The sequence below is a fragment of the Streptomyces canus 299MFChir4.1 genome, assembly GCF_000383615.1.
Classification (GTDB): Bacteria; Actinomycetota; Actinomycetes; order Streptomycetales; family Streptomycetaceae; genus Streptomyces; species Streptomyces canus_C.
On record NZ_KB911615.1, the window covers coordinates 53301 to 68489 of the forward strand.

Consider the following 15189-nt stretch of genomic DNA (forward strand, 5'->3'; position numbering starts at 1 on the left):
GAGCCGCCGCGATGGACCACAGCGGGCACGGCATGACGCACGATCTGCCGCCGTTCACGCTGGGACGAGGGCTTCAGTGGTCGGCCGACCCCTTCTTCCTCGTCGCCTGCCTCCTCGCGCTCGGCCTGTACGCCTGGGGAGTGGTGCGGCTGCGGCGGCGGGGGGACTCGTGGTCCGTGGGGCGGACCGTGTCCTATGTGCTCGGTGTGCTGTCCATCGGGCTGATGATGTGCACGAAGCTGAACGACTACGGCATGGTCATGTTCAGCGTGCACATGGTGCAGCACATGGTGATCAGCATGCTGTCGCCGATCCTCATCCTGCTCGGCGCCCCGGTCACCCTGGCCCTTCGGGCGCTGCCCGTCGCGGGCAAGGGGCGCAAGGGGCCCCGTGAGCTGCTGCTGGCGCTGCTGCACAGCCGGTACATGCGGATCGTCACACATCCCGCGTTCACCATTCCGCTGTTCATCGCGAGCCTGTACGGCCTATATTTCACGCCGATCTTCGACTCCCTGATGGGGTCGAAGACCGGGCACGTCGCGATGATGGTCCACTTCCTCGCGGTCGGTGTCGTCTTCTTCTGGCCGATCATCGGCGTCGACCCGGGTCCGCAGCGGCCCGGGTATCTGATGCGGATGCTGGAGCTGTTCGCCGGGATGCCGTTCCACGCGTTCTTCGGCATCGCGCTGATGATGGCGTCCGAGCCCATGGTGGAGACGTTCAAGAACCCGCCCGCCTCGCTCGGCATCGAGGCGCTCTCCGACCAGAACTACGCCGGCGGTATCGCCTGGGCGTTCAGCGAGGTCCCGTCCGTCCTGGTACTGATCGCACTGCTGTTCCAGTGGTACGGCTCCGAGCAGCGGCAGGCCAAACGCACCGACCGGGCAGCGGACCGGGACGGCGACAAGGAACTCGAGGCGTACAACGCATATTTGGCCTCATTGAGCACCCACGAACGTTAAAGGCTTCGCCTTTCCGGAGCATTCAGTAGCATGAAGCGCGTTGGGGGAACCGCCGCCGGGGGGAGCGGTCATGACACTTCGCGCATTTATGCACAGGATCGCCGTTCTGGCGGTTTTCTCACTGCTGCTGAGCGGCTGTGAGAAGGGAAATCCACTGACGGTGGTCAAGGCGGCCGCCGTCGGCGTGCCCTCGCTCGCGCCGTTCTTCGAGGAGAACAGCGGACTGGGCGAGGACGCCGCCGCCGTGCGGGCGCAGCCCGTGCGAGGAAGTCTCCAGCAGGGGGACACACCCGGCCTGTACGGCGGCAGCAAGAAGCCGACCGTCTGTGACGTCACCCGACTCGAACGATTTCTCACCGACCCCAGAAATCACGCGAAGGCACAGGCGTGGGCCGGGGTGCTGCACATCGGCACGGACGAGATACCGGAATATCTCGATCGGCTCACACCGGTCCTGCTGCGTCACGACACTCTCGTCAAGAACCACGACTACAAAAAGGAAAAGGCCGTCCCGTACAACTCCTTGCTCCAGGCGGGAATCGCGATTCTGGTCGATGAACAAGGGCTTCCGGCTGTGAAGTGCTCGTGCGGAAATCCACTGCGGCCCTTCGATGGTGACACCGGCCGGATTTCCGTCCAGTTCGAGGACGGCAACAAGAAGTGGGCGGGATACGAACGTGAGTCCGTGGTGGCCGTGAAACCGGCGCCGCGGAAACTGGAACGGGTCGTTCTCGTCGACGTTCAGGAACCTGCCCGAGGTATCGACCGCCCGGTCGGCACCACCGGCGAGAAGGACACCCCCTTCGACGCGCAGAGGCGGCGCACGGTGCCGGACCTTGCCGGGCGGAGCTTCGCGCAGGCCGGCCGGGAACTGGTCGCGGCCGGTCTGGCGGCCGGATACGCCGGACAGAAGGCGCCGTCCGGGGACGCGAAGGTCACGGCGACCGATCCGCCCGCGGGAACCGAGCTGCCGTTCGGGCGGTACGTGATGCTGACGGTGGCCGGGGGCGGCACGAGTACCTCCGGAGGGGGGACCGGGCCGACTACCACTCCCCCGCCGCCGTCCTCGGGGGTAACGCCGCCTTCGGGAGCACCGGGTTCGTCGGGTTCGTCCAGCGGGCGGTCCGGGACGTCTTCCTCGAAGCCGCCGTCGTCGTCGAGCGCCAAGCCCGGGGGATCTCCGTCACCGCCGTCGTCGAGTACGGCTCCGGGCTCGCCGTCGCCCGAGAGGTCGAGCATGCGGCCGAGCCCACCGCCCTCGTCCGCTTCGTCGCCGACCAGCGCCCCGGTCACCAGCAGCGCGCCCGCTCAGCCTCCTCCGCCTCCGCCCACGCCGCCTCCGTCGACGACCAGTGCGCCCCTCACGAGCCGGCCGGCGACCGGCGAGCCCGCGACCAGCGAGCCCGCCACGGACGGGCCGAGCACCACCGTCGCCACCTAGCGTCCCGCAGAACCGGGGAGTCACCGGATGCCTTCAGGATCACCGACGTCGGGAGTGGGCCGACTCATCGCCGGCCGGTATCTGCTGCTGAACCCGCTCGGCAGCGGCGGCATGGGCCATGTGTGGCTCGCCCACGACCAGAGACTCGTCTGTGAGGTAGCGCTCAAGGAGATCGTGTTCCGTGACCCGGTGGAGGCGGACCACGAGCGGGAGGCGCGGGTGGCCCGGGCCCGCGCGGAGGCCCGGCACGCGGCGGGGCTGCGCGGCCACCCGCACGTGGTGACGGTGCACGACGTGCTGGAGCACGAGGGGCTGCCGTGGATCGTCATGGAGTACGTCGCGGACGCCGTGGACCTGCGCGACCTGGTCGCCTCGCGCGGACCGCTCGCCCCGGCGGAGTGCGCCCGCGTCGGCCTGGCCGTTCTCGACGCGCTGACCGCCGGGCACCAGCGGGGTGTGCTGCACCGGGACGTGAAGCCGGCGAACATCCTGCTGGCGCCGGACCGCGCGGGATCGCCGTACGGCCGTGTCCTGCTCACCGACTACGGCATCTCCGTGCGGCCGGACGCCGGCGAGACCCGGTACACACTGGCGTCGGTGCTCGTGGGCACGGCGGGCTATCTGGCGCCGGAGCGGGCCACGGGCGGCACGCCCACCCCGGCCGCCGACCTGTTCTCGCTGGGCTGCACGCTGTACCACGCGGTGGAGGGCGTAGGCCCCTTCGAGCGGGAGTCCCATCTCGCCGAGGTGACCGCGGTGGTCATGGAGGAGCCGCGGCCCGCCGTGCGCGCCGGTGCGCTGGGTCCCGTACTCGGGGCGCTGCTCGCCAAGGACCCCGGGCAGCGGTTGTCGGCGGCGGAGGCGGAGGCCGCGCTGTCGCGGATCGTGACCCCGCAGCCCGAGCCGTACGTCCGGACGCAGACCGACCTCGGTTCCCAGCCGCCCTGGGCGGCCGTGCAGGCGCCGCCGCCCGGGCCGCCGCCTCTGGACGGGCACCGGCCGCACACCGAGGTACTGCCCCCGCAGAGCGGCCACCGGAGGGAGCGCTCGCACGCCCTGCGGGCCGCTCTCGCCTGCGGTCTCGGGCTGCTGCTGGCCCTGGGCGGTGTGTGGTACGCCATGGCCGACCGGTCGTCGGACGGCGGGGGCGGGCCCCGGGGGGCGCGGCAGCCGTACGGCGAGACGGTCGGGCTCACCCGCCCGCTGCGGGACGGCGACTGCGTGATCGCCGACTGGCCGGGGTCGGAGCGGTTCCGGGGGACGCCCCGGCTGCGGCCGGATCCCACCTGCGCCACGGTTCCGGACGGCCAGGTGACGGCGTTCGCCCCGGCCGCCTCCGCGGACGAGGCGCGGCGGACGGGGGCGGCGGAGTGCGAGGAGCGGACGCGGGAGATCCGGGGCCGGCTGGCGGACGTCCGCAGCCAGGCCGTCGTGCCGACCGACGGGGGGTTCGAGGCCGCGGGACGGCGTACCGCGTGTCTGGTGCTGGGCGGGGACGGGCCGCTGTACGGGCCGATCGGCAGCCGTCGCAGGATGGGCTCGGCATTCGCGGACACGGCGACCATGCAGCGGCGGGACTGCCTGGACGTGCGCACCAACCGGGACGCCCGGCTGGTCTCCTGCGCGGGCTCCTACGACGAGCAGGTGCTCGGGTTCACCCGACTGGCCCCCGACGTCACGCTGTCCGAGGCGCGGACCGAGTCGGACACGGCGTGCGCGCGGGATGTGCCGCCGGGCGACTACGGCTTCGATCCGTCCGTGTACACGGCGGGTTCCTGGACCAGTGAGGGGCCCTGGAAGAACGGCACACATTTCGTCGTGTGCACCGTGCGCAGGCAGAACGGGGGCACCATGGAGGGGGACGAATCCTGAGGAGGGTGTCGCGATGCCCGGTAGCGGTTCCACGGATGGCTCGACCCGGACGATGGGGGTGCTCACCGTCGGCGCTCTCGTCGCGGTGACCGCCTACACGGTGGCGCTCGGCAGCAACGGCTGGCTGTGGTTCGGCTGGGTCGTGCTGGGTCTGATCACTCTCGGCATGGTGGCCACCCGCAGCACCTGACCTTCAGCCGTCCGTGAGACGGCCCGCCGAGTGCACGCCCGGCTGGTACTTGGGCAGCCGGGCGGTGATCTTCATGCCCGCGCCGACGGCGGTCTCGATGACGAGGCCGTAGGAGTCGCCGTACACCTGGCGGAGCCGGTCGTCGACGTTGGACAGGCCGATGCCGCCCGAGGGACTGACCTCGCCCGCGAGGATGCGGCGGAGCAGGACCGGGTCCATGCCCGCGCCGTCGTCCTCGATGACGACCAGGGCCTCGGCGCCGGCGTCCTGGGCGGTGATCTGGAGGTGGCACTTCTCGGTCTTGCCCTCCAGACCGTGCTTGATGGCGTTCTCGACCAGGGGCTGAAGGCACAGGAACGGCAGGGTGACCGGCAGTACCTCCGGGGCGATCTGGAGGGTGACGGCGAGGCGGTCGCCGAAGCGTGCCCGGACGAGCGCCAAGTAGTGGTCGATGGCGTGGAGTTCGTCGGCGAGGGTGGTGAAGTCGCCGTGCCTGCGGAACGAGTAGCGGGTGAAGTCGGCGAATTCGAGGAGCAGTTCGCGGGCCCGCTCGGGGTCGGTGCGGACGAACGAGGCGATCACCGCGAGCGAGTTGAAGATGAAGTGCGGGGAGATCTGGGCCCGAAGTGCCTTGATCTCGGCCTCGATCAGCCGGGTGCGGGACTGGTCCAGGTCCGCCAACTCCAGTTGGACGCTGACCCAGCGGGCGACCTCTCCGGCCGCGCGGACCAGGACGGCCGACTCGCGTGGCGCGCAGGCGACCAGGGCGCCGTGGACGCGGTCGTCGACGGTGAGCGGGGTGAGGACCGCCCAGCGCACCGGGCAGTCCGGGGCGTCGCAGGTCAGCGGGAAGGCCTCGCCGCGGCCGGTCTCCAGCGGGCCCGCGAGGCGCTCCATGATCTCGGTGCGGTGGTGGCTGCCCACGCCGTCCCAGACCAGGACCTGCTTCTGGTCGGTGAGGCACAGCGCGTCCGTGCCGAGCAGGGAGCGCAGTCTGCGTGCCGACTTGCGGGCGGTCTCCTCCGTCAGCCCGGCCCGCAGCGGGGGCGCGGCCAGGGAGGCGGTGTGCAGGGTCTCGAAGGTGGCGTGCTCGACGGGGGTGCCGAGGCCGCCCAGGGTCTGCGGGTGGGCCGTGCGCCGGCCCAGCCAGAAGCCCGCGGCGAGCAGCGGGAGGATCGCCACGCACAGCCCGGCCAGGAATCCGCTCATGCCCTCACCCGCCTCATGCCTTGGCCTCCGCCCGCAGTTCCTCCGGCAGGTGGAAGCGGGCCAGGATCGCCGCCGTGCCCGCCGGTACCCGGCTCGCGGTGGCCAGGGACACCAGCACCATCGTGAGGAAGCCGAGCGGCACCGACCAGAGCGCGGGCCAGGCGAGCAGGGCGTGCAGCGGGCCGCCGGCCGGGAAACCGACCATGGTCGCGGCCACGGCGAGGAAGGCGGAGCCGCCGCCGACCAGCATGCCCGCCGCCGCGCCGGGCGGGGTCAGCCGCCGCCACCAGATGCCGAGCACCAGCAGCGGACAGAACGAGGAGGCGGAGACGGCGAAGGCGAGCCCGACCGCGTCGGCGACGGGCAGTCCGCCGACCAGGACGCTCGCGGCGAGCGGGGCGCACATCGCGAGGACCGTGCCGAGTCGGAAGTGCCGTACACCGCGCGCGGGCAGGACGTCCTGGGTGAGCACGCCCGCCACGGCCATGGTGAGCCCGGAGGCCGTGGACAGGAACGCGGCGAAGGCCCCGCCCGCCACCAGCGCGCCCAGCAGGTCGCCGCCGAGGCCCCCGATCATGCGCTCGGGGAGCAGCAGGACGGCGGCGTCGGCGTCGCCGGTGAGGGTGAGTTCGGGGGCGTAGAGGCGGCCGAGGGCGCCGTAGACCGGGGGCAGGAGGTAGAAGCAGCCGATCAGGCCGAGGACGGCGACCGTGGTGCGGCGGGCGGCGACGCCGTGCGGGCTGGTGTAGAAGCGGACGACGACGTGCGGCAGGCCCATGGTGCCGAGGAAGGTGGCGAGGATCAGTCCGTACGTGGCGTACAGGGGCCGGTCCTCGCGGCCCGCGGCCAGCGAGGTCGACATGCCGTCGCTGGTGCCGCGGTCGGCGGTGGGGACCGTGGTGCCCTTGGCGAAGGTGAGGCGGGTGCCGCGTTCGATGTGGTGCGTGCCGGTGGCGAGTCGGAGCCTCTGGCCGTCGTGCGGGCGGCCGTCGACCGTGCCGCTGACGGTGACCGTCAGGGGGCGCTCCAGCTTGAGGTCGAGGGTGGAGTCGAGGCGGACCACCCGCTGTTCGCGGAAGGCCGCCGGTTCCTCGAAGGCGTGGCTGGGGGCGCCGTCGCCCTGCCAGGCGAGGATGAGGAAGAGGGCGGGGACGAGCAGCGCGGTGAGCTTGAGCCAGTACTGGAAGGCCTGTACGAAGGTGATGCTGCGCATGCCGCCCGCGGCGACCGTGGCGACCACGACGGCTGCGACGATGACTCCGCCGAGCCACTGGGGCGCCCCGGTGAGCACGGTCAACGTCAGCCCGGCGCCCTGGAGTTGGGGCAGCAGGTAAAGCCAGCCGACGCCGACGACGAACGCGCCCGCGAGCCGTCGTACGGCCTGAGAGGCGAGCCGGGCCTCGGCGAAGTCGGGGAGGGTGTAGGCGCCGGAGCGCCGCAGCGGGGCGGCGACGAACAGAAGCAGGACGAGGTAGCCGGCCGTGTAGCCGACCGGGTACCAGAGCATGTCGGGGCCCTGGACGAGGACCAGCCCGGCGATGCCCAGGAAGGACGCGGCGGAGAGGTACTCGCCGCTGATGGCGGCCGCGTTGAGGCGGGGGCCGACGGTGCGGGAGGCGACGTAGAAGTCGGAGGTGGTGCGGGAGATGCGCAGGCCGAAGGCGCCGACGAGGACGGTGGCGACCACGACCAGCGCGACGGCGGGGACGGAATAGCTGGAGTTCATCGGTCCTCGACCAGCCGCACGAAGTCCCGTTCGTTGCGCTCGGCGCGGCGCACGTACCAGCGGGCCAGCAGGACCATCGGGACGTAGAGGCCGAAGCCGAGGACGCCCCATTCGAGGCGGTGGGCGTCCGGCATGGCCGCGAAGAGCAGCGGGAGGGGGCCGATGAGCAGCCCGAGGAAGGCGAACACCGCGAGGGCGGCGCGCAGTTGGGTGCGCATCAGGGAGCGGACGTAGGTGTGGCCGAGGGTGGTCTGTTCGTCGATCTCGGTGCGCGGCCGGTAGTAGCCGGAGGCGGGCCGGCCGCGGCGGGGCGGGCCGGTGACGACGACCCGGCGCTCCCCGGGGTCCTGGCCGGGCACGGTCAGGGCCTCCTCATCAGCAGGTCCCGCAGCTCGCGGGTGTGGCGGCGGCTGACCTGGAGTTCCTCGCCGCCGACCAGGACGCTCACCGTGCCCGCGTCCAGGCGGAGTTCGCCGACGTGGCGCAGGGCGACGAGATGGCGGCGGTGGATGCGGACGAAGCCGCGCGAGCGCCAGCGCTCCTCCAGCGTGGACAGCGGGATCCGGACGAGGTGGCTGCCCCGGTCGGTGTGCAGCCGGGCGTAGTCGCCCTGGGCCTCGACGTGGGTGATGTCGTCGACGGCGACGAACCGGGTCACCCCGCCGAGTTCGACGGGTATGTGGTCGGGGTCGGGTTCGTGCACGGGGATGCGGGGCGCGGCGTCGAGGCGTTCGGCGGCCCGTCGGACGGCTTCCGCGAGGCGCTCCTTGCGGACCGGTTTGAGGACGTAGTCGACGGCTTTGAGGTCGAAGGCCTGGACGGCGAAGTCCTCGTGGGCGGTGACGAACACGACCAGCGGCGGCTTGGCGAAGCCGGTCAGCAGCCGGGCGAGGTCGAGGCCGTCGAGCCCCGGCATGTTGATGTCCAGGAAGACGACGTCGATCGCCTCGGGGCCGTTCGGCCCGGACTCCAGCGCGCGGTTGATGCGGCGCAGCGCCTCGGTGGCGTCACCGGCTCCCTCCACGCTGCCGATCCGGGGGTCGGCGTGGAGAAGGTAGAGCAGTTCCTCCAGCGAGGGGCGTTCGTCGTCGACAGCCAGGGCGCGCAGCATGACCCCGGAGTCTAGGAGTAATTCGTACGACTGGACACGTGCCGAGATGCGGCGCCCTCGCTGGATACAGTGCCGGCATGAACAGCAGGACCGCCGCGTTCGACGAGCTCGACCGGAAGATCATCACCGCTCTGATGGCGAACGCCAGGACCTCCTTCGCGGAGATCGGTTCGGCGATCGGGCTGTCCTCCACCGCCGTGAAGCGGCGGGTGGACCGGCTGCGGGACACCGGGGTGATCACCGGGTTCACGGCCACGGTGCAGCCGTCGGCGCTGGGCTGGCGCACGGAGGCGTACGTAGAGGTGTACTGCGAGGGCGCGGCCCCGCCGCGGCGACTCGCGGAGGTGGTCCGCAACCATCCGGAGATCACCGCGGCGATGACGGTGACCGGCGGCGCGGACGCGCTGCTGCACGTGCGCGCGCGGGACGTGGAGCACTTCGAGGAGGTGCTGGAGCGCATCCGCGTGGAGCCGTTCATCCGGAAGACGATCAGCGTGATGGTGCTGTCCCACCTCATCCCGGAAAGCCCCGAGGCGGGGGCGAGCCAGCCCGCACCGGAGGCGTAGCCGTTAAACGCACCAACCGTGCGTTTCACCGGAGGAACACGCAGCATTCCTGCACAGACACGCAATTCTTGTTGCTTGTCGGGCCTGCCGCCCGTTTTCTACCGTGGTGTCAACCCTCAGTAGACACCGCAGGAAGCGGAGGAACCCCTCTGTGTCCGACTCCCGTGTGCCGCGCCGACGGCGCTTCCTCGTCTGCGAACCCAGACACTTCGCCGTGCAGTACGCGATCAATCCCTGGATGCATCCCGACACCCACGTCGACGTGGACCTGGCGCAGGAGCAGTGGCGGACACTGATCCACGCCTACGAGGCCCACGGTCACAGCGTCGACGCCGTGGAGCCGGTCCCCGGTCTCCCGGACATGGTCTTCGCCGCGAACTCGGCGGTCGTCGTCGGCGGCCGCGTCTTCGGCTCCCTGTTCCACGCGCCCGAGCGGCGCCCCGAGTCCACGCACTACGACCTGTGGTTCAAGACCGCGGGCTACGAGGTCCGCCGGCCCCAGGCGGTGTGCGAGGGCGAGGGCGACCTCGTCTGGACGGGCCGGTACGTGCTCGCCGGCACCGGGTTCCGCACCGCCCGGGAGGCGCACCGCGAGGTGCAGGAGTTCTTCGGCCACCCGGTGGTCAGCCTGACGCTGGTGGACCCGCACTTCTACCACCTGGACACCGCGCTCTTCGTCCTGGACGACGACAACATCGCCTATTACCCGGAGGCCTTTTCACCGGGCAGCCGCGCGGTACTCGCACAGCTGTACCCGGACGCGGTGCTCGCGACCCGCGACGACGCGATGGCGTTCGGTCTGAACTCCGTGTCCGACGGCCGGCACGTCTTCATCGCCCCGCAGGCCGAGGCCCTCGCCCTGCGCCTCGACGACCACGGCTACGTCCCCGTCCCCGTCGACCTCTCCGAGTTCCACAAGGCCGGCGGCGGCATCAAGTGCTGCACCCAGGAGATCCGCTCATGACCGCACCCGTAGGTACGCGTTCCTCCGCCGATCTCATCAGCGCCGAGGAACCGGTCCTCGCGCACAACTACCATCCGCTGCCCGTGGTCGTCGCCCGTGCCGAGGGCACTTGGGTGGAGGACGTGGAGGGCCGCCGCTACCTGGACATGCTGGCCGGGTACTCGGCCCTCAACTTCGGTCACCGCCATCCGGCGCTGATCGAGGCGGCCCACCGGCAGCTGGACCGGCTGACGCTGACCTCCCGCGCCTTCCACAACGACCGGCTCGCCGAGTTCGCGGAGCGCCTGGCCGAGCTGACCGGCCTGGACATGGTGCTGCCGATGAACACCGGCGCGGAGGCGGTGGAGAGCGGCATCAAGGTGGCCCGCAAGTGGGCGTACGACGTCAAGGGCGTCCCGGCCGACCGGGCCACGATCGTGGTGGCGGCGGAGAACTTCCACGGCCGTACGACGACGATCGTGTCGTTCTCCACGGACGAGACGGCCAGGGCGGGCTTCGGCCCCTTCACCCCGGGCTTCCGGATCGTGCCGTACAACGACCTGGCGGCGCTGGAAACGGCGGTCGACGAGACGACGGCCGCGGTGCTCCTGGAGCCCATCCAGGGCGAGGCGGGCGTGGTCATCCCCGACGACGGCTACCTCTCCGGCGTCCGCGAGCTCACCCGCCGCAAGGGCTGCCTGTTCGTCGCGGACGAGATCCAGTCGGGCCTCGGCCGCACGGGACGTACCCTCGCCGTCGAGCACGAGGGGGTCGTCCCGGACGTCCTGCTGCTGGGCAAGGCCCTGGGCGGCGGCATCGTCCCGGTCTCCGCGGTGGTCGCCCGCCGGGACGTCCTCGGTGTGCTGCGCCCGGGCGAACACGGCTCGACCTTCGGCGGCAACCCGCTGGCGGCGGCGGTGGGCACGGCGGTGGTCGAACTCCTGGAGACGGGCGAGTTCCAGCGCCGGGCGGCCGAGCTGGGCACGGTCCTGCGGGACGGCCTGACGGGCCTGGTCGGCAAGGGCGTGGTCGGCTTCCGCTCGCGGGGCCTGTGGGCGGGCGTGGACATCGACCCGGCGATCGGCACGGGCCGCGAGATCAGCAAGCTGCTGATGCACGAGGGCATCCTGGTCAAGGACACCCACGGCTCCACGATCCGCCTGGCACCGCCGTTGACGATCACGGCGGAGGAACTGGCATCGGCACTGGGAGTACTGGAAGGGGTACTGCGGCGCTGACCCGCCCCGCCGTCTCCGGCCGCGCACTCCCGCACACCGGGTGAAGATGTGACGAAGAGGTGATAGACCACTCTCAGCGACAGAGAGGTCGTCCGTGGGCGCTCAGCAGGAGCACGACACCGCGCGGCACCGGTTCGACGTGGCCGATGCCGCGCCTCTGCTGCTGGACGCCCACGGGATCGTCAGGGGCTGGACCAGGGACGCCGAGCGCCTGCTGGACTACGGCGCCCGGGAGGCCGTGGGGATGGCCGCCGCCGCCCTGCTCACCGCCGAGGACGCCGACCGCCTGCCCGAACTCGCGCAGCGCTGCCGTGCCGACGGCGGCTGGGCGGGCCTGCTGACCGCCCGGCGCAGGGGCGGTCGGCCGGTCCGGGTGATGGCGCGGATCACCGCGGCGGACGACTCCGACGGCTCCGCCCGCTGGCTGGTCCTGCTGTCCGAGATGGCGGAGGCGCCCGGCTGGGACATGAGCCGCCGGGTGCTGGAACAGATGGTCACCCGCTCCCCCATCGGTATAGCGATCGTGGACACGGACCTGCGCTGCGTGTGGTCCAACCCGGCGCTGGAACAGTTCGGCAGCGCCCCGGCCCAGCGCCGGCTGGGCCTGCGGTTCGCGGAGATCCAGCCGGGTCTGGACTCCGAGGCGATCGAGGCGCAGATGCGGCACGTGCTGGAGACCGGTGAGGCGGTCGTGGGGTACGAGCACGTCGGTCGGCTCCGCTCCGCCCCGCACCGCGAGACCGCGCACACCCTGTCGTTCACCCGGATCGACGACGACCGGGGCCACCCGATGGGCATCTACTACACGGTCGTCGACATCACCGATCGGCACCGGGCCCGGCAGCGCCTCGCCCTGCTCGACCGGGCCGGCGAGTACATCGGGCGCAGCCTGGACATCCGGCGCACCGCGCAGGAGCTGGCCGACGTGGCGGTACCGGCGCTGGCCGACTACATCACCGTGGACCTGCTGGAGTCGGTGCTGCGGGGAGCGGAGCCCACCACGCGGGTAACGCTGCTGCGGGCCGGGCAGCAGTCGGTGAACGAGGGCGTACCCGAGGCCGTCGTCGAGGTCGGCGAGGTGGCCGCCTACCGGCCCGGCTCGCCCCCGCTGCGGTGTCTGGCCGAGGGCGCGCCCCTGCGGGAGGAGCGACTCGACCCGCTGGCCGCTGAGTGGGCGACCGACATACCCGGCGGACGGCAGGCCACGTTCCTGGAACTGGGCCTGCACAGCGTGCTGGTCGTGCCGATCCGGGCGCGGGGCGCGACCCTGGGCGTGGCCGCCTTCTTCCGCCGGCGCCGCCAGGAACCCTTCGACGAGGGCGACCTGAACCTCGCCGAGGACCTCGTCTCCAGGGCCGCCGTGTGTGTGGACAACGCCTGGCGCTACACCCGCGAACGCGAGGCCGCGCTCGTGCTCCAGCGCAGTCTGCTCCCGCACCGGCTGTCGGAGCAGGACGCCGTGGAGGTGACCGCCTGCTACCGGCCCGCCGACGAACTGACGGGCCTCGGCGGGGACTGGTACGACCTCATCCCGCTCTCCGGCGCACGGGTCGCCCTCGTGGTCGGCGAGGTGCCAGGCCACGGGATCAGGGCCGCCGCGGCGATGGGCCGGCTGCGGACCGCCGTCCGGACGCTGGCGGCGCTGGACCTGCCGCCCGAGGAGGTGCTGGGTCATCTGGACGACCTGGTCGCCCGGACGGCGCGCGAGGAGGGCGTGGGGCCGGAGCCGGAGGACACGGACAGCGCCCGGGGCTCCGGATGCGTGTACGTCGTCTACGACCCGGTCGACGGGCAGTGCGCGATGGCCGCCGCCGGTCATCCCGCGCCCGCCGTGATCATGCCCGACGGCACGGTCGCCTTCGTGGACCTTCCGCAGGGACCCTCGCTCGGCGTCGGGGGTCCGCCCTTCGAGTCGGTCGAGCTGGCCCTGGCCGAGGGCAGCACCCTGGCGCTGCACACCGACGGGCTGCTCGCCCGCGGCAAGGAGTGGGCCGTGGACGCGGGGCGCGACCGGCTGCGCGAGGCCCTGGAGAGGTCCGCGGCCTCGCTCGACCTGCGCTGCCGTGCCGTGGTCGACGCCCTGGCCCCGGCCCGGCCGCACGACGACGTGGCCCTGCTCATGGCCCGCACCCGGCTGCTGGGCCCCGAGCAGGTCGCGGACTGGGACGTGCCCGTCGACCCGGCCCGGGTCGCCGAGGCCCGCAAGACGGCGTCCCGGCAGCTGACGGAGTGGGGTCTGGAGGAGTTCGCCTTCACCACGGAGCTGGTCGTCAGCGAGCTGGTCACCAACGCCATCCGGCACGCCGTCGGCCCGATCCGGCTCCGGCTGATCCGGGAACGGTCCCTGATCTGCGAGGTGCTCGACAGCGGGGACACCGCGCCCCATCTGCGCCACCCGCGCACCACCGACGAGGGCGGCCGGGGGTTGCTGCTGGTCTCCCAGTTCGCCCGGCGCTGGGGCACCCGGTTCGTACCCGAGGGAAAGATCATCTGGGCCGAGCAGTCCCTCGCGGATCCGCCGGACTGACCTCCACCCCTCGCACAGCGTGGGAAAATGGGGCAATCCCGGCAGGGAGGCGGCAGTCATGAGCGAAAGTTTCACCGACCCCGACTACGCGGCCGTGTTCCAGGCCCTGCCCGGCATGGTGGCGCTGCTGACGCCCGAGCTGGTGTACGCGGACGTCAACGAGGAGTTCCTGCGCATGGCCGGGCGTGGACGCGAGGAGGTCGTGGGCCGCTATCTCTTCGACGTCTTCCCGGACAACCCGAACGAACCCGCGTCGACCGGCATGCGCAACCTGGCCGCCTCCCTGCGCCGGGTGGTGGAGACCGGGGAGCGCGACGCCATGGCCCTGCAGCGGTACGACGTCGAGGTGCCGGGCCGGCCGGGGGTGTGGGAGGAGCGCTACTGGAGCCCCTGCAACGCCCCGGTGCTCGGCGCGGACGGCAAGGTCCAGCTGCTCGTGCACCGGGTCGAGGAGGTCACCGAGCTGATCCGGGCCCGCGGCCCCGACGGGGACCGGGACCGCGTCCTGGAGGCCGAGCTGTACACCCGCGCCCGTGAACTCCAGGAGGTCAACGAGCGCTTGCGGCAGGCCCACGACCGTGACCGCAAGGTCGCCCTGGCCCTCCAGGAGGCCATGCTGCCCACCGGCAGGCAGACGCTGCACCACACGGCCGCCGTGCGCTACCGTCCGGCGGTCGGCGCGCTGCACGTGTGCGGCGACTGGTACGACCTGGTCGACCTGGTGGGCGGCCACCGCGTCGGCGTCTCGGTCGGTGACGTGGTGGGCCACGGTCTGGCGGCCGCCGGGGTGATGGGCCAGCTGCGCAGCGCCCTGAGCGCCGCCTCCCGGGTGGCCGAGGGCCCGGCGCAGGCCCTGGACGTGCTGGGCCGGTACGCCCATGTGGTCGACGGCGCCGAGTCCGCCACCGCGGTCACCACCTTCATCGACTTCGACCACGGCACCCTCACCTACAGCAGCGCCGGGCACCCGCCGCCGATGCTGGTGCACCCGGACGGCCGGGTGGAGTGCCTGGACAAGGCGACCGATCCGCCGCTCGACGCCCGCCCCGACCCGATGCCCCGACCGCAGGCAGCGACCACCTTCACCAGCGGCGCCACCCTCGCCCTGTACACCGACGGCCTGGTGGAGCGGCGCCGCGAGGACATCGACACAGGGCTCACCCGGCTCGCCGAGTCCCTTGCCCGGCACCGCGAGGACGACCCCGAGACCCTCGCCGACGCGGTCCTGCAGGAGCTCCTCCCGCCCGGCGGCGCCACGGACGACACGGCGCTGGTGATCGTACGGCTGTGAACAGGCCAAGGTCCGGTGAGAGCTGTCCTCGGCCCTGTTCCGGGGCCCGCCACCTGCCCCTACACTGGCAGCCCCATCTCACGCCGGTTGACCAGCCAGAACGCGGAGTTGAG

Annotated in this window: 13 protein-coding genes; 9 read left to right on the forward strand and 4 right to left on the reverse strand. The window is 72.2% G+C overall.

Features of this window, described 5'->3' with window-relative positions; translation table 11 throughout:
• Positions 1-11 precede the first annotated feature (11 nt).
• Genes H293_RS0139755 through H293_RS57735 form a run of 4 tightly spaced genes read left to right on the forward strand, consistent with a single transcriptional unit; the run spans position 12 to position 4465 of the window.
• Positions 12-962, forward strand: a complete 951-nt coding sequence (locus tag H293_RS0139755; RefSeq protein ID WP_020123350.1) for a cytochrome c oxidase assembly protein — start codon at positions 12-14, stop codon at positions 960-962.
• A gap of 40 nt (positions 963-1002) precedes the next feature.
• Positions 1003-2403 (forward strand): PASTA domain-containing protein, encoded by a 1401-nt coding sequence (locus H293_RS55765; RefSeq protein ID WP_310591951.1) that lies wholly within the window; start codon positions 1003-1005, stop codon positions 2401-2403.
• 27 nt (positions 2404-2430) lie between these two features.
• Positions 2431-4275: a serine/threonine-protein kinase gene (locus H293_RS0139775; protein ID WP_028808599.1), complete on the forward strand. Its 1845-nt coding sequence runs from the start codon at positions 2431-2433 to the stop codon at positions 4273-4275.
• Between the two features lie 13 nt (positions 4276-4288).
• Positions 4289-4465 (forward strand): hypothetical protein, encoded by a 177-nt coding sequence (locus tag H293_RS57735; RefSeq protein WP_020123355.1) that lies wholly within the window; start codon positions 4289-4291, stop codon positions 4463-4465.
• 3 nt (positions 4466-4468) lie between these two features.
• On the opposite strand, the gene H293_RS0139785 is transcribed toward H293_RS57735, so the two are convergent.
• Genes H293_RS0139785 through H293_RS0139800 form a run of 4 tightly spaced genes read right to left on the reverse strand, consistent with a single transcriptional unit; the run spans position 4469 to position 8511 of the window.
• Positions 4469-5674, reverse strand: coding sequence for a sensor histidine kinase (locus H293_RS0139785; protein ID WP_020123356.1), 1206 nt, complete (start codon positions 5672-5674; stop codon positions 4469-4471).
• 13 nt (positions 5675-5687) lie between these two features.
• On the reverse strand, positions 5688-7400 hold the full coding sequence (locus H293_RS0139790; protein WP_020123357.1) for a sodium/solute symporter: 1713 nt from the start codon (positions 7398-7400) through the stop codon (positions 5688-5690).
• Complete coding sequence (locus tag H293_RS0139795; protein ID WP_020123358.1) at positions 7397-7759, reverse strand: hypothetical protein; 363 nt, start codon at positions 7757-7759, stop codon at positions 7397-7399. Before H293_RS0139795 ends, H293_RS0139790 begins: the two co-directional genes overlap by 4 nt.
• Positions 7760-7761: 2 nt before the next feature.
• The gene (locus tag H293_RS0139800) at positions 7762-8511 is read right to left on the reverse strand and encodes a LytR/AlgR family response regulator transcription factor (RefSeq protein WP_020123359.1); all 750 of its coding nucleotides are present in this window, start codon (positions 8509-8511) and stop codon (positions 7762-7764) included.
• A 77-nt stretch (positions 8512-8588) separates the two neighbouring features.
• On the opposite strand from H293_RS0139800, the gene H293_RS0139805 reads away from it, so the two are divergent.
• From H293_RS0139805 to H293_RS0139825, 5 genes are all read left to right on the forward strand, one after another.
• A complete protein-coding gene (locus H293_RS0139805) occupies positions 8589-9077 on the forward strand; it encodes an Lrp/AsnC family transcriptional regulator (protein WP_020123360.1) in 489 nt (162 codons plus the stop codon).
• Positions 9078-9228: 151 nt separating this feature from the next.
• Entirely contained in the window at positions 9229-10041 is an 813-nt protein-coding gene (gene ddaH, locus H293_RS0139810; protein ID WP_020123361.1) for a dimethylargininase, read from the forward strand.
• Positions 10038-11258, forward strand: coding sequence for an ornithine--oxo-acid transaminase (rocD, locus tag H293_RS0139815; RefSeq protein ID WP_020123362.1), 1221 nt, complete (start codon positions 10038-10040; stop codon positions 11256-11258). The genes ddaH and rocD overlap by 4 nt, the downstream gene beginning before the upstream one ends.
• A gap of 94 nt (positions 11259-11352) precedes the next feature.
• Entirely contained in the window at positions 11353-13785 is a 2433-nt protein-coding gene (locus H293_RS0139820; RefSeq protein WP_020123363.1) for a SpoIIE family protein phosphatase, read from the forward strand.
• 58 nt (positions 13786-13843) lie between these two features.
• Positions 13844-15076: a PP2C family protein-serine/threonine phosphatase gene (locus H293_RS0139825; protein WP_020123364.1), complete on the forward strand. Its 1233-nt coding sequence runs from the start codon at positions 13844-13846 to the stop codon at positions 15074-15076.
• The last annotated feature ends 113 nt before the right edge of the window (positions 15077-15189 follow it).

Coding starts and splice junctions, on each gene's coding strand:
- H293_RS0139755 (WP_020123350.1), top strand. CDS start 12: ATGGACCACAGCGGGCACGGCATGACGCACGATCTGCCGCCGTTCACG.
- H293_RS0139775 (WP_028808599.1), top strand. CDS start 2,431: ATGCCTTCAGGATCACCGACGTCGGGAGTGGGCCGACTCATCGCCGGC.
- H293_RS57735 (WP_020123355.1), top strand. CDS start 4,289: ATGCCCGGTAGCGGTTCCACGGATGGCTCGACCCGGACGATGGGGGTG.
- H293_RS0139785 (WP_020123356.1), bottom strand. CDS start 5,674: ATGAGCGGATTCCTGGCCGGGCTGTGCGTGGCGATCCTCCCGCTGCTC.
- H293_RS0139790 (WP_020123357.1), bottom strand. CDS start 7,400: ATGAACTCCAGCTATTCCGTCCCCGCCGTCGCGCTGGTCGTGGTCGCC.
- H293_RS0139800 (WP_020123359.1), bottom strand. CDS start 8,511: ATGCTGCGCGCCCTGGCTGTCGACGACGAACGCCCCTCGCTGGAGGAA.
- H293_RS0139805 (WP_020123360.1), top strand. CDS start 8,589: ATGAACAGCAGGACCGCCGCGTTCGACGAGCTCGACCGGAAGATCATC.
- rocD (WP_020123362.1), top strand. CDS start 10,038: ATGACCGCACCCGTAGGTACGCGTTCCTCCGCCGATCTCATCAGCGCC.
- H293_RS0139825 (WP_020123364.1), top strand. CDS start 13,844: ATGAGCGAAAGTTTCACCGACCCCGACTACGCGGCCGTGTTCCAGGCC.